15 protein-coding genes are annotated in these 19,020 nt (G+C 73.7%); 9 read left to right on the top strand and 6 right to left on the bottom strand.

Features of this window, described 5'->3' with window-relative positions; all coding sequences use genetic code 11:
* Positions 1–32: 32 nt before the first annotated feature.
* From ACK8OX_RS05620 to rfbF, 3 genes are read right to left on the bottom strand one after another with little or no spacing between them, the layout of a single operon-like run.
* Positions 33–1,109, bottom strand: coding sequence for an NAD-dependent epimerase/dehydratase family protein (locus ACK8OX_RS05620; protein WP_430662953.1), 1,077 nt, complete (start codon positions 1,107–1,109; stop codon positions 33–35).
* Between the two features lie 14 nt (positions 1,110–1,123).
* Positions 1,124–2,401, bottom strand: a complete 1,278-nt coding sequence (locus ACK8OX_RS05615; protein WP_430662952.1) for a methyltransferase domain-containing protein — start codon at positions 2,399–2,401, stop codon at positions 1,124–1,126.
* A gap of 11 nt (positions 2,402–2,412) precedes the next feature.
* Entirely contained in the window at positions 2,413–3,195 is a 783-nt protein-coding gene (gene rfbF / locus ACK8OX_RS05610) for a glucose-1-phosphate cytidylyltransferase (RefSeq protein WP_430662950.1), read from the bottom strand.
* Positions 3,196–3,387: 192 nt separating this feature from the next.
* On the opposite strand from rfbF, the gene ACK8OX_RS05605 reads away from it, so the two are divergent.
* Positions 3,388–4,413, top strand: a complete 1,026-nt coding sequence (locus ACK8OX_RS05605) for a hypothetical protein (RefSeq protein WP_430662949.1) — start codon at positions 3,388–3,390, stop codon at positions 4,411–4,413.
* 75 nt (positions 4,414–4,488) lie between these two features.
* Complete coding sequence (locus tag ACK8OX_RS05600; RefSeq protein ID WP_430662948.1) at positions 4,489–5,814, top strand: DUF4910 domain-containing protein; 1,326 nt, start codon at positions 4,489–4,491, stop codon at positions 5,812–5,814.
* On the opposite strand, the gene ACK8OX_RS05595 is transcribed toward ACK8OX_RS05600, so the two are convergent.
* A complete protein-coding gene (locus ACK8OX_RS05595) occupies positions 5,786–6,496 on the bottom strand; it encodes an SDR family NAD(P)-dependent oxidoreductase (RefSeq protein WP_430662947.1) in 711 nt (236 codons plus the stop codon). The two genes, ACK8OX_RS05600 and ACK8OX_RS05595, sit on opposite strands and share 29 nt — an antisense overlap.
* A 122-nt stretch (positions 6,497–6,618) precedes the next feature.
* Here ACK8OX_RS05595 and ACK8OX_RS05590 point away from each other — a divergent pair, with 122 nt between their 5' ends.
* The 4 genes from ACK8OX_RS05590 to ACK8OX_RS05575 all read left to right on the top strand — a co-directional run bounded on the left by ACK8OX_RS05590 (position 6,619) and on the right by ACK8OX_RS05575 (position 12,800).
* Positions 6,619–8,214: a glycosyltransferase family 2 protein gene (locus ACK8OX_RS05590; RefSeq protein WP_430662946.1), complete on the top strand. Its 1,596-nt coding sequence runs from the start codon at positions 6,619–6,621 to the stop codon at positions 8,212–8,214.
* 93 nt (positions 8,215–8,307) lie between these two features.
* On the top strand, positions 8,308–8,613 hold the full coding sequence (locus ACK8OX_RS05585; protein WP_430662945.1) for a hypothetical protein: 306 nt from the start codon (positions 8,308–8,310) through the stop codon (positions 8,611–8,613).
* A 197-nt stretch (positions 8,614–8,810) separates the two neighbouring features.
* Entirely contained in the window at positions 8,811–9,881 is a 1,071-nt protein-coding gene (locus tag ACK8OX_RS05580) for a TRAP transporter substrate-binding protein (protein ID WP_430662944.1), read from the top strand.
* A 12-nt stretch (positions 9,882–9,893) separates the two neighbouring features.
* Positions 9,894–12,800: a response regulator gene (locus ACK8OX_RS05575; protein ID WP_430662943.1), complete on the top strand. Its 2,907-nt coding sequence runs from the start codon at positions 9,894–9,896 to the stop codon at positions 12,798–12,800.
* 31 nt (positions 12,801–12,831) lie between these two features.
* On the opposite strand, the gene ACK8OX_RS05570 is transcribed toward ACK8OX_RS05575, so the two are convergent.
* Together ACK8OX_RS05570 and ACK8OX_RS05565 are read right to left on the bottom strand one after the other, a co-directional pair.
* Positions 12,832–13,758 (bottom strand): nucleoside hydrolase, encoded by a 927-nt coding sequence (locus ACK8OX_RS05570; RefSeq protein WP_430662941.1) that lies wholly within the window; start codon positions 13,756–13,758, stop codon positions 12,832–12,834.
* A complete protein-coding gene (locus tag ACK8OX_RS05565; protein WP_430662940.1) occupies positions 13,758–14,927 on the bottom strand; it encodes an amidohydrolase in 1,170 nt (389 codons plus the stop codon). Before ACK8OX_RS05565 ends, ACK8OX_RS05570 begins: the two co-directional genes overlap by 1 nt.
* 73 nt (positions 14,928–15,000) lie before the next feature.
* Between ACK8OX_RS05565 and ACK8OX_RS05560 the strand changes: the two genes are divergently transcribed.
* Genes ACK8OX_RS05560 through ACK8OX_RS05550 form a run of 3 tightly spaced genes read left to right on the top strand, consistent with a single transcriptional unit; the run spans position 15,001 to position 19,018 of the window.
* Positions 15,001–15,693 carry a phosphoribosyltransferase gene (locus tag ACK8OX_RS05560; protein ID WP_430662939.1) on the top strand — a complete coding sequence of 231 codons (693 nt, stop codon included), beginning with the start codon at positions 15,001–15,003 and terminating at the stop codon, positions 15,691–15,693.
* On the top strand, positions 15,690–17,255 hold the full coding sequence (locus ACK8OX_RS05555) for an ABC transporter substrate-binding protein (RefSeq protein WP_430662938.1): 1,566 nt from the start codon (positions 15,690–15,692) through the stop codon (positions 17,253–17,255). The genes ACK8OX_RS05560 and ACK8OX_RS05555 overlap by 4 nt, the downstream gene beginning before the upstream one ends.
* A complete protein-coding gene (locus ACK8OX_RS05550; RefSeq protein WP_430662937.1) occupies positions 17,252–19,018 on the top strand; it encodes an adenine deaminase in 1,767 nt (588 codons plus the stop codon). The genes ACK8OX_RS05555 and ACK8OX_RS05550 overlap by 4 nt, the downstream gene beginning before the upstream one ends.
* Positions 19,019–19,020: the final 2 nt, after the last annotated feature.

The raw sequence follows: 19,020 nt of genomic DNA, 5'->3' as shown, positions 1-19,020 counted from the left end.
CCGGGCGCCGCGCATTGGAAGGTCCGGCGGGATCAGGCGGCGACGGCGGCCTTGCGTTCGGCCGCTGCCACGCGGCGCAGCGCCGCGTCGATGCGCCCGCGGGCGGCCAGCGCGTCCAGCACCTTCAGCCGGATGCAGCGCCCCTCGCGGAAGCGGCCGTCGGCGAAGGCGATGGCGGTCAGCCCGTCCCGCAGGCCGCGCACCGCCTCCTCCAGCCCGATGCGGGGCTGGTGGTGCGGCGCGAGCTGGCGGAACAGCGCGAAGTCCACGCGGTAGCTGCGCTTGTCGGGCGGCGCCTCGGTGTTGATGGAGACGCGCGTGCCGGGAACCTCCTTCGCGACCGCCTGGGCGATGTCCCGGACCTGCAGCGTCAGGCGGTCGCTGCCGACATTCACCGACAGGACCCGCCCGCCCGCCCCGGCGTCGCGCCCGATCGCCCATTCGATGGCGCGCGCCATGTCGCGCACCTCGATCAGCGGGCGCCAGGGCGTGCCGTCGGACAGCACGGTGATGTCGTTCGCCGCCACCGCGCCCGCCACGAAATCGTTCATGACGAGGTCGAGCCTGAGGCGCGGCGACATGCCGCAGGCGGTGGCGAAGCGCAGGCAGGTCACGGTCATCGCCTGCGGCTGCATGGCGTGCAGCGATTCCTCCACCGCCACCTTGCTGCGGGCATAGGCGGTCAGCGGGTTCAGCGCGTCGCCTTCCCTGCGCGGCCCGCCCTCGGCGAAGCCGTACATCGAGCAGGAGGAGGCGAAGACGAAGCTCCTCACCCCCGCCTGGTGGGCCAGCGCGGCAAGCCGGATGCTCGCGCGGGCGTTGATCTCCATGGTCGGCGCCTCGTAGCGCACGCCCATCGGGTCGTTCGAGATGGCAGCCAGGTGGACCACCGCGTCCACCCCGTCCAGCAGCGCCGCCGGGATGTCGCGGATGTCGCCGAAATGCTGGGCGTCGAGCAGGTGTTCGGGCAGGCCGTCCGGCGTCGTCAGGCAGTCGGCGAAGAAGCCGGTGTCGTAGCCGATCAGCTCGGCCTGCGGCATGGCCGCGCGCAGATGCGCCGCGACCACCGGGCCGACATAGCCCATGTTGCCGGTGATGAGGATGCGCATGGGGTCGTTTTCCTTCAGAACACCTGCACCGAGGGGATGGGCACCACGAAGCGTCCGCCCCATTCGCGGATCGCCTGCATCTGCTGCGAGATCTCCTGCCGCAGGTTCCAGGGCAGGATCAGCACGAAGTCCGGCTTCTCCTGCAGGATCGCCTCCGGCGCGCGGATCGGGATGCGGGTGCCGGGCAGCAGCAGGCCCTGCTTGTGCGGGCTGGCATCCACCGTGAAGGGCAGGAATTCCGGCCCGATGCCGCAGTAGTTCAGCAGCGTGTTGCCCTTGGCCGGCGCGCCGTAGGCCACCACCCGCTGCCCCGCGCGATGCGCGCCCACGAGGAAGTCGAGCAACGCGCACTTCGTCTCGACCACCTGGGCGGCGAAGGCGCGGTAGGCGTCCGGCCCGTCGAGCCCCGCCGCCTTCTCACGCGCGCGCAGCGCCTCCACCGCTTCCGTCACGGGCTTCGTCGCGTCCTCCGCATGGCGGACGAAGATCCGCAGCGACCCGCCATGGGTGGGCAGTTCCTGCACGTCGAATACCACCAGGCCGTGCTGCGCCATCACCATCTCGGCCGTCATCAGCGAGAAGTAGGAGAAGTGCTCGTGGTAGATCGTGTCGAACTGGTTCTCCGCCATCAGCCGCAGCAGGTGGGGGAATTCCACCGTCAGCACGCCGCCGGGGGCCAGCAGGATGCGGAACCCCTCGACGAAGTCGTGCAGGTCCGGGACATGCGCCATGACGTTGTTCGCGCACATCAGCGCGGGCGCGTGGCCCGCCGCCCGCAGCCGGCGCGCCGTGGCGGCGCCGAAGAAGGCGACATCGGTCGGGATGCCGCGGCCCACCGCCACCTCCGCGACATTCGCCGCCGGGTCGATCCCCATGACCGGGATGCCCTCGCGCGCGAAATACTGCAGCAGGTAGCCGTCGTTGCTCGCCACCTCCACCACCTGCGTCGAGGGGCCGAGGCCGAAGCGCGCGGTCATCATCCGCGCATAGTCCTCGGCATGTCGAAGCCAGGATGCGGAATAGGAGGAGAAGTAGAGGTAGTCCCCGAAGATCGCCTGCGGCGTCTCGAACTCCGCCAGCTGCACCAGGCGGCAGTCGGAACAGACCAGCGCGTGCAGCGGGTAGAAGGGCTCCATGGCCGAGGCGCGCTCGGGCGCGACGTAGGAATTGGCCAGCGGCGTCAGGCCGAGATCGGCGAAGGTCTCGGACAGCGCGGCGCCGCAGCAGCGGCAGCAGGGCGCGCGCTGGGTCGAATGCCGGGCCGCGGGCTGCGTGGTCGCGGTGTGGTTCATCGCCTCCTCCCTCACGCCGCCTGCATCCAGGGCGCGTTGCCGCGCGCCCACAGATCCTCGAGCGCGCGCTTGTCCCGCAGCGTGTCCATCGAATGCCAGAAGCCGTCATGCTCGAAGGCCATCATCTGGCCGTCCTCGGCCAGCCGCTCCATCGGCTCCTTCTCGAAGACGACATGGTCGCCCTCGATGTAGTCCAGCACCTGCGGCGACAGCACGAAGAAGCCGCCGTTGATGCGGATGCCGTCGCCCGGCGGCTTCTCCCGGAAGCTGCGCACGCGCCCGCCCTGCTCGATCTCCAGCGCGCCGAAGCGGCTCGGCGGGCGCACCGCTGTCACGGTCGCGGCGCGGCCATGGGCGTTGTGGAAGGCGATCACCTTGCCGATGTCGAGCTGCGCGACGCCGTCGCCGTAGGTCATGCAGAAGGGGCCGTCGCCGACATAGTCGGCCAGCCGCTTCAGGCGGCCGCCGGTCATCGTCTCGGGCCCGGTATCCACCAGCGTGACCTTCCAGGCTTCCGCCCGGCCGACATGGGTGGAGACGTCGTTGCGCCCGTAGTCGAAGGTGACGTCCGACATGTGCAGGCGGTAATTCGCGAAGAATTCCTTGATCATGTATCCCTTGTAACCAAGGGCGATCACGAACTCATCGATGCCGTGCATCGAATAGATCTTCATGATGTGCCAGAGGATAGGCTTGCCGCCGATTTCCACCATGGGTTTCGGACGGGTCTCCGTTTCCTCCATCAGGCGTGTGCCATACCCGCCCGCGAGGATCACCGCCTTGCGTACACTCATCTGCTGCTGCACCCCCGCTCGTCCCGCGCTCCACCGGCGGAACGACTGCGGCGGAAGCGTTGGCGGAAGGTTGCGGTTCCCGCACTCACGGCCTTGCTACACCAAGCTCAACCCCTAGCGCGTCGCGGGAACTTGACGCGCGCGCAGCGCGTCCTCGTGGCCATCTGAGGCGACCAACTGCAAGGCCATGCCATGCCGGGAACGACCGCGCTGCTGTTCCAGACCCACTTCTTCGACGCTTGGTGCGAACGCGCGTTCCGTAGGCTCGCCTCGGCCTGCCCGCCGCATTTCCGGCCGACGGTGCTGATCCACCTGCCGCCAGGCGCGCCCCTGCCCGAACGCCTGGCGAAGGTTCCCCACCATGTCGTCCGCACGCCGGAGATGCGGGTCCCCGCCTATGGCGCGAAGGCCCATGGCGAACCCTGGGACCTCTGGCGCGGCGGCCACACCGACCTGATCCTGCTCCATTACTTCCGCGCACAGCCGGACCATGATCGTTACTGGATCATCGAGTACGACGTCCGCTTCAGCGGCGACTGGGCCCGCTTCCTCTCCGCCTACGAGGAGGACGACACCGACCTCCTCGCCCCCGGGCTGATCGACCGGGAAGCGGATCCGGACTGGTACAACTGGCCCAGCATCGCCGGGCCAAGGGACCTGCCGGCGGGGCAGCAGCTCCGCGCCTTCATGCCGGTGTTCCGCGCCTCCGCCGCGATGATGCGGCGCATGGACACGGCCTACCGCGAGGGTTGGTGCGGCCACTGCGAGGGCACCTGGCCCACCCTCGCGCGGGAGGGCGGGCTCAGCTTCGCCGATCTTGGCGGCGATGGCCCGTACACGCCGGAACGCTACCGCGGGCGCTTCTACAGCAGCACCCCGCAGGCCGTCTTCCTCGCCCCCGGCACGCTCGTCTTCAAGCCGGCGATGTACAGGATGGGGCGGCGGCCGGACATGCTTTGGCATCCGGTGAAGCCCTTCTTCTGGCGCGACGAGGTGAAGGAAGGCCTGCGCGACATCTGGCGCCGCGCCGGGATGATCGTGCGGGCCGGCATCACCGCCGCTGGCCTGCCGCTGCCGGCGGCGCTGCGCCCCGGCGCCTGGGAAGCCGCGCAGGCACGCCGGCGCGCGGAGCGCGCGCAGGGGGGGCCGGGCCCGCTGACCCTCGCCCCGGCCCCGGCCGAGCCTTCGGCGGCCGCCCGCGATGCCGGCCCGTCCTGAGGCGAGAACGTTCCTCGCCGGGAACCGCGGCGCGTCCCGCACGCTCCGAGGCACACACGCCCGAAGGCCATGCCGATGAACGCCCCCAGCCGATCCACCCTCGCCGGACGCCTGTTCGCGCATGTCGAGGCGCTGTTCCCCCTCTGCCGCAGCATCACCGGCCCCGGCCTGCGCGCCACGCTGGACCATGTGGGAGCCGAGATCCCTCTCCTGCGGCGTGAGGTGCCGAGCGGGGCGAAGGTGCTGGACTGGGAGGCGCCGCTGGAATGGACCCCACGCGGCGCCGTGCTGGAGACGCTGGACGGGCGCCGCCTGCTCGACTTCGCCGACAACAACCTGCACCTGATGCAGTACAGCACCGCCATCGACTGCGTGGTGCCGATCGAGGAGCTGCAGCGCCACCTGCACTCCCTCCCGGCGCAGCCCGACCTCATCCCCTACCGCACCGCCTATTTCGCGCGGAGCTGGGGACTGTGCCTGCCGCACCGCCTGCGCGAGACGCTGACGGAGCCGGCCTATCGCGTCCGCATCGACGCCGACCTCGCGCCCGGGGCGCTGAGCTACGGCGAATGCGTCATCCCGGGCGACGGCCCGGGGGAGGTCCTGGTTTCCTCGCATTGCTGCCACCCGAGCCTGGCGGACGACAACCTCTCCGGCATAGCGCTCGCGGTCGAATGGGCGAAGGCGGTCGCCGCCCGGCCGCGGCGGCGCTTCACCTGGCGGTTCCTGTTCGCACCCGGCACTATCGGCGCGATCTGCTGGCTCGCCGCGAACCCCGATGCGCGGGCGCGGGTGCGCCACGGGCTCGTGCTGACCTGCCTCGGCGACGGCAGCCCGTTCCGCTGGAAGCGGACCCGGCGCGAGGACCACGCCATCGACCGCGTGCTCGGCCATGTGCTGCGCCACGATTCGCCGGCCAATGCGACGCTGCCCTTCTCCCCCTACGGCTATGACGAGCGGCAATACGGGTCGCCCGGCTTCGACCTGCCGGTGGGCTGCCTCCAGCGCGGCATCCACGGGACCTTCCCGGAGTACCACACCTCCGCCGACAACCTGGACTTCGTGCGCCCCGAGCACCTGGAGCGGAGCTTCGGCGTGCTGCGCGCCGTGGAACAGGTGCTGGAGGAGGATGAGAGGCTGCGCAGCACCGCGCCCTATGGGGAACCGCAGCTCGGCCGCCGCGGGCTCTACCGCGCGATCGGTGGAGGGGAGGCGGGATTCGACCAGATGGCGCTGCTCTGGGTGCTGAACCAGGCGGATGGCGGGCCGAGCCTGCTCGACATCGCCGAGCGCGCCGGCCTGCCCTTCGCGCAGATCCGGGCGGCGGCCCGTGCCGCGGCGGCGGCGGGGCTGCTGGTGCCGGTCGATCCCGTCAGTACGGCATCGCCGGGCGGATCGTGATGTCCGTCACCTCGGCGTTCGGCGGCAGCGACGCGGCGGCAAGGACCATGGCGGCGACATCCGCGGGGGCCAGCAGCCGCGCGGGATCGGGCTCGCGCCCCTCCCGCGCCAGCAGGGCGCGCTGCATCGGCGTGTCGGTGCGGCCGGGATAGATGCTGAGCACGCGGATGCCCCGCGGGTTGACCTCGGCGCGCAGCGAATCGGCCAGCGCCCGCAGCCCGTGCTTGCTGGCCGCATAAGCCGCGGCATTGCGGCCGGCGGCGAGCCCCTGGCTTGAATTGACGAACACCACCATGCCCCGCGATGCCTCCAGCGCCGGCAGGGCGGCGCGGGTCAGCAGCAGCGGCGCGCGCAGGTTCACCGCGATCTGGGCATCCAGCAGCGCGGCATCCGTCTCCCCCACCGGGGCCAGCCCATGTGCCCCGGCGGCATGCACCAGCAGGTCCAGCCGGTCCGGCAGGGCGGGCGCGCCCGGCTGCGCCAGGTCGTGCAGCAGTACCTCGGCCGCCGTGCCGCCGGCCGCCAGGCGGTCCAGCAGCGGCCGGATTTTCGCCGCGTCGCGCGCCAGCAGCAACAGCCGCGCCGCCCCGGCCGCCGCCAGCGCCTCGGCGATGGCGGCGCCGATCCCGCCGCCCGCGCCCGCCACCAGCGCCACCGCGCCGCGCACCCCCTGCCCCGCCATCCCGTGCCTCCGCCGATGGCAGCGCGAACGTCGCGACCCGGCATCGGTTCCGCCGCGAAACAGGCAACCCGGTGCCGGGCACGGCGTTGCGCCTGCGCACATACCGCACGGGCCCAGGACCAGTGACCTCGACACTCCGCTCCGCCGACCATCCGGCGCCGGCGCCGCTGGCCGGCCTCGTCGTCCTGACGCGGGACGACGAGGCCGGCGCGCGGCTGGCGGCCTGGGGTGCGCGATGGCAGCGCGGCGAGGGGCCGGATGCGCTGCGGGCCGCGCTGGCGGGCGACGACCCGGCGGCGGTGCTGCACCTGCCGCCGCGGCACCTGCCGCTGAAGCGGCCGGGGGCGATCGCCGACTGCCTGACGGATGGGCAGGACCATGTCGGCCCGGACCCGGAGGCCGGGTGGTGCATCACCCCCGCAACCGCCCGCCGCGTGCTGGACCGGCTTCCGGCCTCGGGCGAGGCGGACCTGCACCTGCTGGCCGCGACGCTGGCGCGCAACCCCGCGCCGCCCCCCTGCCATGTGGCGCCCCAGCCGCTCGGCCTGCCCGACCTGCCGGCGGCCTTCGCCAGTGGCCGCCCATTCGGCGGGCCGTTCGACGCGGAGGCGCAGCCGCTCGCGGTGGCGCGGGCCGCGGCGATGGCCGAGGGCCGCGCGCGCCGCCCCGCCCCGCCACGGCTTCCGGCCGGGCTCGAGACCTGCGGCCCCGCGCCGGCACCCCGGCCGGGCGAGATCCTGGCCTTCCTCGTGACCCGCAACGAGGCGCTTCGCCTGCCGGACGCGCTGGCGTCCCTGCGCGGGCTCGGCGTGGACCGGGTGCTGGTGGTCGACAACGGCTCCACCGACCGCACGCGGGATATCGCGCGCGCCGCGGGCGCGCACCTGATCCTCGCCGAGGGCGACTACGCCGCCTCCAATTTCGGCGTCACCTGGACCAACGCCGTCCTCGATGCCTGGGCGCGCGGGCACTGGGTGCTGGTGGTGGATGCGGATGAACAGCTGGTCTATCCGGGCAGCGACCGCGCCGGGCTGCCGCGGCTGACCGCGCATCTCGACGCGCTCGGCTCCGAGGCGCTGCGGACGGTCATGCTGGACTGCTACCCCGACGGGCCGCTGTCCGCCTGCACCTATGCGCCGGGCGAGCCGCTGACCCGCGCCGCGCCCATGTTCGACGTGCCGCGCCTGCGGCGGGAAGCGGTGGAGGACTTTCCCTACTCGCTCGACTACGGCGGCATTAGGGAGACGCTGTTCTTCCCCGAGGCCGATCCGCGCCGCCCGGCCCGCTGGCTGCACCAGAAGCTGTTCAACCTGGGATGGCGCATCCCGCCGCTGCGGCGGTCGCCGCGCTTCCGGGCCCTTGCGCCCCCGCCGTCCCCCACCGTCACCAAGGTGCCGCTGCTGCGCTGGCGCGAGGGCGCGGCGCTGATCGGCTCCACCCATCGCCTCGCCCCCATGGCGATGGCGACGCAGCAGCCGACCGGCGTGCTGCTGCACTTCAAGTTCCTCCAGGACTTCCACGCGAGGGCGGAGGACGCGGTGGCGCGCGGGGCGCACTGGGACGGGTCGCGCGAGTATCGCCGTTACCTCGCGCGGCTCGAAGCCGATCCGCGCTTCTCGCTCGCGGGGGCGTCGAGCCTCGTCTATTCGGGGCCGGACCAGCTGGTCGCGCTCGGCGTCATGCACGACACAGCGGCCTGGCAGGACGCGCGCGGATAGCCCTGGCCGGCCGCGGAGGGCGGCCTGCCCCGTCGATACCGCCCCTGCGGATCAGGCGCTAGGATGCGGCGTCGCATCATTCCGGAGCAGCCCATGGCCCTCAGCCTCGTGATCCACCGCCCCGACGGCACCGGCGACGGCGCCGATGCGATGCGCGCGGCCGTCCGTGACGCGGTGTGGGAGGTGGCGGACACGCATTGGGCGGTGACGGAGGACGCGATGCTGGTCTCGGGCGATCTCTCGCCCGACTACCTGCTCGACCATTTCCGGCGCTGCCTGGCGCGGCGCGGCTTCCAGACGACGGGCGAATTGCTGGTCGCGGCCGTCGGTCCCCGTGCCGCATGGTCCGGCCTGGGGGGCGAGGCGGAGGCCTGGCTGCGCGACGCGCTGGGCGGATGAAGCCCGGCGGGCGCCACGCGCGCCCCGCCGCGGCAGGAGCGAGACGCGGGCGGAACAGCTTCGCGCCATGGTTGCCGGGCGGGGTGGGAAACTTGCTATAAACGCCCCGCGACCACCCTGGGGCGGGTGGACGCCACCACCGGCACCATCCAGGGTCGCCGGCGGCCCCCCGCGCCTCGCCTCCCGGAGACCTGTCCATGTCGATCGCTCGCGGTTGCATCCGGGGTGCCCTGGCCCTGCTGTGCTGCCTGGCGGCGTGGGCGGCGGGCGGGGCGGCTTCCGCGCAGGACGGCGCGCTGCGTATCAAGGTGGTCGGCGGGCTCGCCGATGTCAGCCAGTATGTCCGCTACGAGGAGCCCTTCTGGCGCCGCCGCATCACCGAGCTGACGCAGGGGCGCATCGTGGCCGAGATCGCGCCCTTCGACCGCGCCGGCATCCGCGGGCAGGAGATGCTGCAGCTCATGCGGCTCGGCGTCGTGCCCTTCGGCACGGCGCTGCTCGCCATCAGCTCCACCGAGGAACCGGAGTTCAACGCGGTGGACCTGCCGGCGCTGTCGCCCGACATGGCGACGCTGCGCCAGACGCTGAGCGCCTTCCGCCCGCATCTCGAGGAACTCCTGCGCGAGCGGTACGGGATCGAGCTGCTGGGCGTCTACACCTATCCCGCGCAGGTCGTCTTCTGCACGCGCCCGTTCAACGGCCTGGCCGAGCTGTCCGGCCGGCGGGTGCGGACATCCTCCGTCGGGCAGTCGGAGATGATCCAGGCGCTCGGCGCCACGCCCGTCGTGACGCCCTTCGCCGAGATCATGCCCGCCATCCGCTCCGGCGTCGTCGAATGCGCCATCACCGGCACGCTGTCGGGCAATGCGGTCGGGCTGCACGAGGTGACCAGCCATGTCCATGCGATGGCGATCACCTGGGGCATCTCGGTCTTCGGCGCGAATGCCGCGGCCTGGGCTTCGCTGCCGGCTGAGCTGCAGGCGGCGATGCGCGCCGGCGTCGCCGAGCTGGAGCAGGAGATCTGGGCGGCCGCCGACCGCGAGACGGGCGAGGGCCTGGCCTGCAACGCCGGCCAGCCCGCCTGCAGCACCGGCCGCCGCGGCAGCATGACGGTGGTGCCCGTCTCCGCCTCGGACGACGAACGCCGGCGGCGGCTGCTGACCGAGGTCGTGCTGCCCCGCTGGGTCAGCCGCTGCGGCCCCGACTGCGTGGAGGCCTGGAACCGGCGCCTGGCGCCGGTCTTCGGCATCCAGGCGCGGTCGGAGTAGGCGCGCCCCCCGATGCAGACCGCCAGGCGCCTCCGGCTTGCCGTCTTCGCCGCCGGGTTCCTGCTGCTGCTCGCGCAGGCCGTCGCGACGGGGCTGCTGCTGCAGCGCGCCCGCGACGCCGCGCTGGCCGCGACCTACGACACGGCCAGCCGCGTCAGCCGCGCGGTGGAAGCCTCCATCAACCGCAACTTCGTCCAGGTGGACGCGATGCTGGCGGGGCTGCCCGCCATCCTGGCGCCCTTCGCCCGCGACGGCCGCTTCGACGCGAACGGCGCCGGCCGCGTCCTGCGGGAGATGAACAACCAGAACTTCACCTTCCGCGACGTGCTGCTGGTCGGCCCCGACGGCATGCCCATCACCAGCGGGCTGGCCGTGTCGCGCCGCCGGCCGCTGCCCATCCCGCTGGGGTCGGGCAACGCCGCGCTGGCGCCGCAGGCGGGGTCGGTGGTGATCGGCGGGCCGGTGCAGAACCCGGCCACCGGCGAATGGGCGCTGTTCTTCGCCCGCAGCGTCGTCATGCCCGCGCTCGGCCAGGTCACGGCGGTGGCCGAGGTGCCGGTGCCGCTCGTCGGCAGCCTGCTCTCGGTGGGCGGGGAAGCGCCGGGGCTTCGCGTGACGCTGGAGCGGGACGACGGCACGCTGCTCGCCTCCCTGCCGCATGACGAGACGCGGATCGGCCGGCGCCTGAGCGTCCCGGCCACCCAGTTCGCCGGGCGCGACGTGGTGCACAGCCGCTTCACGGATGTCCCCGTGCTGGCCTCCGTCCGGCCGACGCTCTACCCCTCGCTCGTGATCGCCGCGACCATCGAGCTCGGCTCCGCCCTGGAAGGTTGGGAGCGCGACCGCGAGCGCGCGCTGATCGTCTCCGGCGCCTTCGCCGCGCTGGTGCTGGCGTTGGCCGCGGCGCTGCTGCTGGGCCTGCGCCAGCGCGAGAAGGTGGAGGCGGAGCGCGCCCGCTGGCGCTCCACCCTCGAGAATGCGCTGGAGAGCATGTCGGACGGCTTCGTGATGTTCGGCCCCGACGACCGGCTGATCGCCTGCAACCAGCGCTACAAGGAATTCTACGCGATCTCCGCGCCCTTCATCAAGGCGGGCGCGGCCTTTCGCGACATCATGCGGGAGGGCGCGAGCCGCGGGCAGTATCCGCAGGCGATCGGCGACGTCGAGGCCTTCATCGACGAGATGGATGCCTGGCGCCATGCCAACAACCCGCCGATCGAGCGGCTGCTGCCCGACGGGCGCTGGGTGCTGATCACCGAGCGCAGCACGCCCGACGGCGGCACGGTGGGCATCCGGACGGACATCACCCCGCTGAAGCGCGCGATGGAGGAGCTGGCCTCGGCCCGCGACGCGGCGCGTGCGGCGGGCGAGGCGAAGAGCCAGTTCCTCGCGCGGATGTCGCATGAGCTGCGCACGCCCCTGAACGGCGTGCTGGGCTTCGCGCAGGTGCTGCTGCGCGACCCGACGCTGACGCCCGAGCAGCGCGACCAGGTGATCACCCTGCACGATGCCGGGCGCCACCTGCTGGAACTTGTGAACAGCCTGCTCGACCTGTCGAAGATCGAGGCCGGCAAGCTCGACCTGCACCTGCGCGACGTGGCGGTGCGCCCGCTGCTCGATGCCTGCGCCGGGCTGCTGGGGCCGGAGGTGGACCGCAAGGGCATCGCACTCGTCCTCGACATCGCGCCCGGCACGCCGGCGGCGGTGGAGGCGGATGCGACACGCGTGCGGCAGATGCTGCTGAACCTGCTGTCCAACGCGGTGAAGTTCACCCCGCCGGGCGGCCGCGTGGATTTCCGCGTCTCGCCGCTCGGCCGCGGGCGGACCGGCCTGCGGATCGAGGTGCAGGACACCGGCCCCGGCGTCCCGGCCGAGAAGCGGCACCTGCTGTTCGAGGATTTCTCCCAGCTGTTCCCGGTGGCGGGAGAGGGCGCGGGCACCGGGCTAGGCCTCGCCATCTCGGCGCGGCTCGCCGCCGCCATGGGCGGGCGGATCGGCTGCGCGCCGGAAACGCGGCAGGGCGCGCTGTTCTGGGTGGAGCTGCCGCTGAAGGAAGTGCCGCTTCCGGCCGCCGTCGCGCCGCCGCCGCCGGCCGAGGCGCCGGCCGAGGCGCCGGGCCGCAGCCTGCGCGTGCTGGTGGCCGACGACGTGGCGGCCAACCGCATGGTGGCGCGCGCCATGCTCGTCGCCGCCGGGCATCGCGTGGACAGCGCCGCGGATGGCGCGGAGGCGCTGGACGCCGTCCGGCGCGAGACCTACGACGTGGTGCTGATGGACGTGCAGATGCCGGTGATGGACGGGCTCGACGCCACGCGCCGCATCCGCGAACTCGGCGGCCGCAACGGGCGCGTGCCGATCCTGGCCGTCACCGCCTCCGCCCTGCCCGAACAGGTGGCGGCCTGCCAGGCAGCGGGGATGGACGGCCACCTGCCGAAGCCGATCGACCGCGAATCCCTCCTCTCCGCGGTCGCGCGACTGGCGGCGGGCGGCAAGCTCGCCATGCCTGTCGCCGCCAGCCCGGCCGAGCCCGAGGCGCCGCTGCTGGACGAGGCGGCGCTGCGGAGCCTGGCCGCCGATCTCGGCCCCACCGCCGATGCGGTGATCGCCGAATTCGTGGCGGAGCTGCGGCTGGGCTACGAGACGCTGTCGACGCCGGCCATCGCATCGGATGCGGGGCGGCTGCGCCATGCCGCGCACCGTATGCTGGGCGCGGCGCGGACGCTCGGCGCGCGTCGGCTGGCGGGCGCGATCGAGGCGCTGCAGGCGGAGGCCCATGCAGGCGCGAACCCTGCCGCCGCGCTGCGCGCGGTGCTCGACATCGCTTCCCGCACCCTGCCCCTGGCCGAGGCGCCGCTCGCGCTGCGCGCCGTGAACGACCCGGCCCCGGGCCAGCTGGCGGCAACCGGCGCGGGGGGCTGAAGCCGGGCGGCACGGACCGCCGGGCGCCGCGTCAGCCCAGGCTGCCGATCCGCTCCGCCAGCAGGTCGAAGAAGGCGGGCGCGTCGAGCGTTTCCAGCAGCGTCGCGTTGGCCGGCCGGCCCAGCCGGCCCCAGCGGTCGATCACCGTCCGCCCGCGCGAGGGGCCGGAGGTGCAGTCCACCTCGCACCCCACCGCCCGCGTGCCGAACAGGCCAGGGGCGATCGCCCAGGCGACGGCGCAGGGGTCGTGCAGCGGGAAGCCGCGCATCCCGAACCGCTTCGAGGGCGGCAGCGCGCGCAGGATGGACAGCGCCGCCCGCCAGCAGCGCCCGCCCGGCCGCGCCGCCAGCGCCGCCACCAGCTCCGGCGTCACGAAGGCCTGCGCGGTGAGGTCCAGCGTCGCCATCGCCAGCGGCCGGCCCAGCCGGAACAGCAGGGCCAGCGCCTCGGGGTCGTTCCAGGCGTTGAACTCGGCCGCCGGGGTGATGTTGCCCTCGGTCCAGGCCCCCGTCATCAGCACGATCTCCGCCACCCGCCCCGCCAGCGCGGGTTCGGTCGCGAAGGCAAGGGCGAGGTTGGTGGCGGGGCCGAGCCCGATCACCGTCACGCTGTCCGGCGCCGCGGCCCGGAGCAGGTCCCGGATGGCATCGGCCGCAAGGCCGGGCGCCGCGGGCGGGCCCTCGGGCAGCGCCACGCCGCCGATCCCGTCCTCGCCATGCACAGCCGTCTCGGCGCGGAAGGGCGCCATCAGCGCGCCGGCGCTGCCGCCGACGACGGGCACCGGCCGGCCGGCCAGCCCGACCACCGCCCGCGCATTCGCCAGCGTGCGCTCCAGCCCCACATTGCCGCCGGCCACCGTGACCAGGCGCACGTCGAGCTCCGGCGAGGCGAGCGCGAGCCACAGCGCGATGGCGTCGTCCGTGCCCGGGTCGCAGTCGATGATCGCGGGCTTCGGCATCACGGAAGCTCCGCCTCGACCAGCGAACACCAGAAGGCCGCGCCATGGGCCAGGGCGGCGTCGTTGAAGTCGAAATGCGGGTTGTGGTGCCAGCCCTCGGGATGCGCCGGATCGCCGGTGCCGAGCCAGGCATAGGCGCCCGGCACGCGGGCGAGGAATTCCGAGAAGTCCTCCCCCGCGGTGATCGGCGGGTGGCCATCCTGCGCGGCGGCCGCGCCCGCCCGCGCGGCGCGCAGCATGACGGCGGCCTGCGCGGGGTGGTTCACGGTGGGCGCCAGGCGGCGGATGTAGCGGGGCTCCGCCCGCAAGCGGTGCAGCGCCGCCGCGGCCTGCGCGATCTCGCCCAGGCGGCGCTCGACGTGGCCGCGCACGGCTTCGTCCAGTGCGCGCGCAGTGCCCTTCAGGAAGACCTCGGCGGGGATGACGTTCGGCGCGGCCGCGCTGCCGGCCGCGATGTGGCCGACGCTGACGACGGCGGTGCCGAGCGGATCGACCTCCCGCGAGGCGATCGCCTGGATGGCGGCGATGAACTGCGCGGCAGCCAGCGTCGCATCGGTGCCGAGATGCGGCTTCGCGCCATGCGTGCCGGCGCCGAGGAAGCGGACCTCCCAGGTATCCGAACTCGCCAGCACCGCCCCGCGCGGCACCGCGACGGTGCCGAGCGGCAGGCCCGGCAGGTTGTGCAGGCCGTAGACCGCATCCACCGGGAAGCGGTCGAACAGCCCCTCCTCCGCCATTGCCGCGGCGCCGCCGAGCGATTCCTCGGCGGGCTGGAAGACCAGGTGGACGGTGCCCGCGAAGCGGTCGCGATGCGCCGCCAGCCACTGCGCGGCGCCGAGCAGCATGGCCGTGTGCCCGTCATGCCCGCAGGCATGCATCCGGCCCGGGACCTCGCTGGCATGGGGCAGGCCGGTCGCTTCCGTCATCGCCAGCGCGTCCATGTCGGCGCGGAGCGCGACGGCGCGGTTCCCCGGCCGGCCCCGCAGCGTGCCGACCACGCCGGTGCGGGCGATGCCTTCCGTCACCTCGATCCCCCAGCCGCGCAGCAGCGCAGCCACCTTCGCCGCCGTCCGCCTCTCCTCGAAGCCGAGTTCGGGATGGCGGTGGAAGTCCCGTCGCCACGCCGTCATGGCCGGGGCGAGCGGGGACAGGTCGTCCGGGGTGGGCAAGCGCGGGTGCTCCGGTTGCGGTGCCGTGCCGCAGCATGGCACGCTGCGGCCGCCCCACACAGACCCGGATGCGATGGAGTTCTGGCAGGATTTCGCGCCGCGCCCGGCGCCCGCCGCGGCCTGGACCGACGAATACCCCGCGACGATGCCGGACGGCACCGCGCTGGCCCTGCCGCTGCGCGACCTCGGCGCGACGGCGGTGGCAGGCTTCGTCGCCAACCAGGCGGGCTTCGGCGTGGTGCGGCGGCTGTCCGGCTGGATGGCGGAGATCGCGGCGCCGCTGGGCGCCGAGGTGGTGGTGGGGCTTCCCACCCTGGGCCAGGTCTTCGCGCCCGCGATCGCAGAGTCGCTCGGCCACGCGAACTGGGTCGCGCCGGGCTGGTCGCGCAAGCGGTGGTATGAGGAACGGCTGAGCGTCCCCGCGCAGTCCATCACCAGCCCCGCCGAGCGCCGGCTCTGGCTCGACCCGCGCCTGGTGCCGCGGCTCGCGGGGCGGCGCGTGCTGCTGGTGGATGACGTGATCTCCACCGGCGGCTCGGCGCGCGCCGGCATCGCGCTGCTGGCGGCGGCCGGGGTCCGGCCGGCGGCGCTGCTGGTGGCGATGGCGCAGGGCGACCGCTGGGCGGCGGACTGGCCCGCCGACATCCCGCTCCGCGCCGTCTTCGCCACGCCGGTCTTCGCGCGGGGCGGCGCGGGCTGGGCGCCCCTGCCCGGCTCCGCCCCGCTGGCCGCCTGCCCCCTGATGCCGAAGGACCCTGCCGCATGACGCTCCGCGCCGCCCTGCTGGCCGCGAGCCTGTTCGCCGCCCCCGCCCTGGCGCAGGACGCGATCCGCATCGGGGTCGAGGCCGGGCCGACCAGCCTCGACCCGCATTTCGCCAGCCTCATCACCAACATCGCCTTCAGCCGCCACGTCTTCCAGCCGCTGATGGAGCAGGACCACCGGCAGGACCTGCGGCCGGCGGTGGCCACATCGATGCGGGCGGTGGACGCGCTGACCTGGGAGGTGACGCTCGACCCCCGCGCGCGCTTCCATGACGGCGCGGCGGTGACGGCCGACGACATCGCCTTCACTATCGCCCGCGCCGGCGACGTGCCGAATTCGCCGTCCAGCTTCCGCTACGCGACGCGGCCGATCGCGGGGGTGGAGGCGGTGGATGCGACCACGATCCGCATCCGCACCGCCCAGCCGACGCCGCTGCTGCCGAACTTCCTCGCGCTCGTCATGGTGGTCAGCCGCCGCCACGGCGAGGGTGCGACCACGGCCGACTACAATTCCGGCCGCGCGATGGTGGGCACCGGGCCCTTCCGCCACGTCTCCTGGCAGCCGGGCAGCCCGGTGGTGATGGAGCGCAACCCCGCCTTCCACGGCGTCGCGCCGGCCTTCGCCCGGGCGGAGTTCCGCCCCATCGCCAATGCCGGGGCGCGCGTGGCGGCGCTGCAGGCGGGCGACGTGGACCTCATCGAGATCGTGCCGCCCGACCACTTCGCGCGCTTCCGCGCCGATCCGCAGCGCTTCGCGGTGGCGGAAAGCCCGTCCAACCGCCTCATCTTCCTGACGCTGGACAGCGACCGGGAGGACAGCCCCTTCGTCCGCGGCAAGGACGGCGCGCGCATCGCCAACCCGCTGCGCGACGCGCGCGTGCGCCGCGCCCTCTCGCTCGGCATCAACCGCGATGCGCTGGTCTCCCGCATCCTCCAGGGCCAGGCGCTCGCGGCCGGCGATCTCGGCCCGCCCGGCTATTTCGGCACCTCGCCCGACCTGACGCCGCCGCCCTTCGACCCCGAGGCGGCGCGGCGCCTGCTGGCGGAAGCCGGATGGGCGCAGGGCTTCGCGGTGCAGGTGAACGGCCCGAACGACCGCTTCGTGAACGACGAGCAGGTGGTGCAGGCGATCGCGCAGATGTGGACGCGGCTCGGCCTCGCCGCCACGGTGGAGACCCGCACCCGCGCGGTGTGGCTGAGCGAGGCGGCGCAGCTTCGCTACAGCGTGAACCTGGCCGGCTTCAGCCCGAACCCGGAGGTGCTGGGGATGCTGGAGACGCAGATCCACAGCTGGGACACCGCGCTCGGCCTCGGCACCGCCAATCGCGGCCGTTTCAGCAACGCCGAGGTGGACGCGCTGATCCAGCGCGCCCGCACCACCATCGACGACGGGGAGCGCCGCGCCCTGACCCAGCAGGCGACACGGCTTGCGCTCCGCGACCAGACCGCGCTGATCCCGCTCTACTTCCAGGTCAACACCTGGGCGATGCGCCGCGGCTTCTCCTACGAAGCCCGAACCGACGAGATGACCTTGGCCTTTTCCGCCGGGAGAGCCCCACGATGAACGACCCCGTCGCCCCCGCCATCCGCGCCCGCGCCGTCCAGGCCGCGCGCGGTTCCGCCCCCTTCGACCTGCTGCTGATGGGCGGCACCGTCGTGGATGTCGCGACGGGCGAGCTGCGGGCGGCCGATATCGGCATCGTCGGGCCGATCATCGCCTCGGTCCACCCGCCGGGACTGCGGGAGGACGCGGCCGCGGTCGAGGACGTGTCCGGCCGCTTCCTCGCGCCCGGCTTCATCGACAGCCACCTGCACTACGAAAGCAGCCTGATGGCGCCGGCGGACTACGCCGCCTGCGTCGTCCCCGCGGGCACCACCACCTGCGTCTGGGACCCGCATGAGCTGGCGAACGTGCTGGGCCTGCCCGGCGTGCGCTGGGCAATCGAGGCCAGCCGCGACCTGCCGCTGCGCAGCCTGGTCGCCGCGCCGTCCTGCGTGCCATCCGCACCGGGGCTGGAGGTGGCGGGGGCCGAGATCGGGCCGGCCGAGATGGCGGAGATGCTCGCCTGGCCCGAGATCGCGGGCGTGGCGGAGGTGATGGACATGCCCGGCGTGCTGCGCGGCACCGCGCACATGCAGGGCATCGTCGGCGCCGGCCTCGCCTCGGGCAAGAACGTCAACGGCCATGCGCGCGGCATGGTGGACGGCGACCTCCAGGCCTATGCCAGCGCCGGCGTCACCTCCTGCCACGAGATCGTGGGGCCGGAGGACTTCGTCCAGAAGCTGCGCACCGGGATGACGGTGGAGCTGCGCGGCAGCCACGACTACGTGCTGCCCGGCGTGCTGACCGCGCTGGCGGCCCTGCCGGCGCTGCCGCCGAACCTCGTCTTCTGCACCGACGACATCTTCCCCGACGAGCTGATGCAGAAGGGCGGCCTGCGGGACACCATCGCGCGCATCGTCGCGCGCGGGATGAACCCGATCCACGCCATCCGCTGCGCCACGCTGCACGCCGCGATGCGCCTGAAGCGCGACGACCTCGGCCTGGTCGGCGCGGGGCGGCAGGCCGACATCGTGGTGCTGTCGGACCTGCCGTCCGTGGCGGTGGAACGCGTCTTCGCGGCGGGGCGGCTGGTGGCGAGGGACGGCCGGCTGCTGGCGCCGCCGCGGCGCAGCCCGGGGCCGCGGGACACAGTGAAGCTGTCCCCCCAACCGATCGAGGCCTTCATGCCGAAGGTGAACGGCGTGGGCGACGGGCGCGCGCGGCTGCGGAAGATCGTCGGCGCGCGCCACGGCAAGTGGGGCACGGTGGAGGTGGAGGTCCGCAACGGCTTCGCCGCCCCCCCGCCGGACCACGCCCTCATCACCATCATCCACCGCCATGGCCGCGCCCCCGCCATCCCGCGGACCTGCATCATCGAGGGCTGGGGCGAGCCGCGCGGCGCCATCGCCACCACCATCAGCCATGACAGCCACAACCTGCTGGTGCTGGGGCGCGACGCGGCGGACATGCAGGCGGCGGCCAATGCGCTGATCGGCTGCGGCGGCGGCATGGCGGTGGCGCGCGGGGGGCGGGTGACGGCGCTGCTGCCGCTGCCCATCGCCGGCCTGCTGGCCGAGACCCCGCCGGAGGAGACGGTGGCGAATTTCGCGAAGCTGCGCGAACAGGCCGACATGGTGATCGACTGGCAGCTGCCCTTCCGCGTCTTCCGGGCGATGACGGGCCTGTCGCTCGCCTGCAACCCGGCGCCGCACCCGACCGATCTCGGCCTGACGGACGGCGCGACGGGCGAGGTCTTCGACCCCGCCGAGCCGATCCCCGCCTGAGG

Origin of the sequence: Falsiroseomonas sp. CW058 (assembly GCF_050563535.1) — a bacterium.
Lineage (GTDB): Bacteria > Pseudomonadota > Alphaproteobacteria > Acetobacterales > Acetobacteraceae > Falsiroseomonas.
The sequence above is the reverse complement of the archived record's forward strand: the minus strand, read 5'-3'. Positions and strand labels throughout refer to the sequence as shown.

Bases quoted from the DNA above. Each gene is read 5' to 3' on its own strand.
- ACK8OX_RS05595 (WP_430662947.1), bottom strand. From the start codon at position 6,496: ATGGCGGGGCAGGGGGTGCGCGGCGCGGTGGCGCTGGTGGCGGGCGCG.
- ACK8OX_RS05615 (WP_430662952.1), bottom strand. From the start codon at position 2,401: ATGAACCACACCGCGACCACGCAGCCCGCGGCCCGGCATTCGACCCAG.
- rfbF (WP_430662950.1), bottom strand. From the start codon at position 3,195: ATGAGTGTACGCAAGGCGGTGATCCTCGCGGGCGGGTATGGCACACGC.
- ACK8OX_RS05580 (WP_430662944.1), top strand. From the start codon at position 8,811: ATGTCGATCGCTCGCGGTTGCATCCGGGGTGCCCTGGCCCTGCTGTGC.
- ACK8OX_RS05570 (WP_430662941.1), bottom strand. From the start codon at position 13,758: ATGCCGAAGCCCGCGATCATCGACTGCGACCCGGGCACGGACGACGCC.
- ACK8OX_RS05600 (WP_430662948.1), top strand. From the start codon at position 4,489: ATGAACGCCCCCAGCCGATCCACCCTCGCCGGACGCCTGTTCGCGCAT.
- ACK8OX_RS05620 (WP_430662953.1), bottom strand. From the start codon at position 1,109: ATGCGCATCCTCATCACCGGCAACATGGGCTATGTCGGCCCGGTGGTC.
- ACK8OX_RS05555 (WP_430662938.1), top strand. From the start codon at position 15,690: ATGACGCTCCGCGCCGCCCTGCTGGCCGCGAGCCTGTTCGCCGCCCCC.
- ACK8OX_RS05575 (WP_430662943.1), top strand. From the start codon at position 9,894: ATGCAGACCGCCAGGCGCCTCCGGCTTGCCGTCTTCGCCGCCGGGTTC.
- ACK8OX_RS05560 (WP_430662939.1), top strand. From the start codon at position 15,001: ATGGAGTTCTGGCAGGATTTCGCGCCGCGCCCGGCGCCCGCCGCGGCC.
- ACK8OX_RS05605 (WP_430662949.1), top strand. From the start codon at position 3,388: ATGCCGGGAACGACCGCGCTGCTGTTCCAGACCCACTTCTTCGACGCT.
- ACK8OX_RS05550 (WP_430662937.1), top strand. From the start codon at position 17,252: ATGAACGACCCCGTCGCCCCCGCCATCCGCGCCCGCGCCGTCCAGGCC.
- ACK8OX_RS05585 (WP_430662945.1), top strand. From the start codon at position 8,308: ATGGCCCTCAGCCTCGTGATCCACCGCCCCGACGGCACCGGCGACGGC.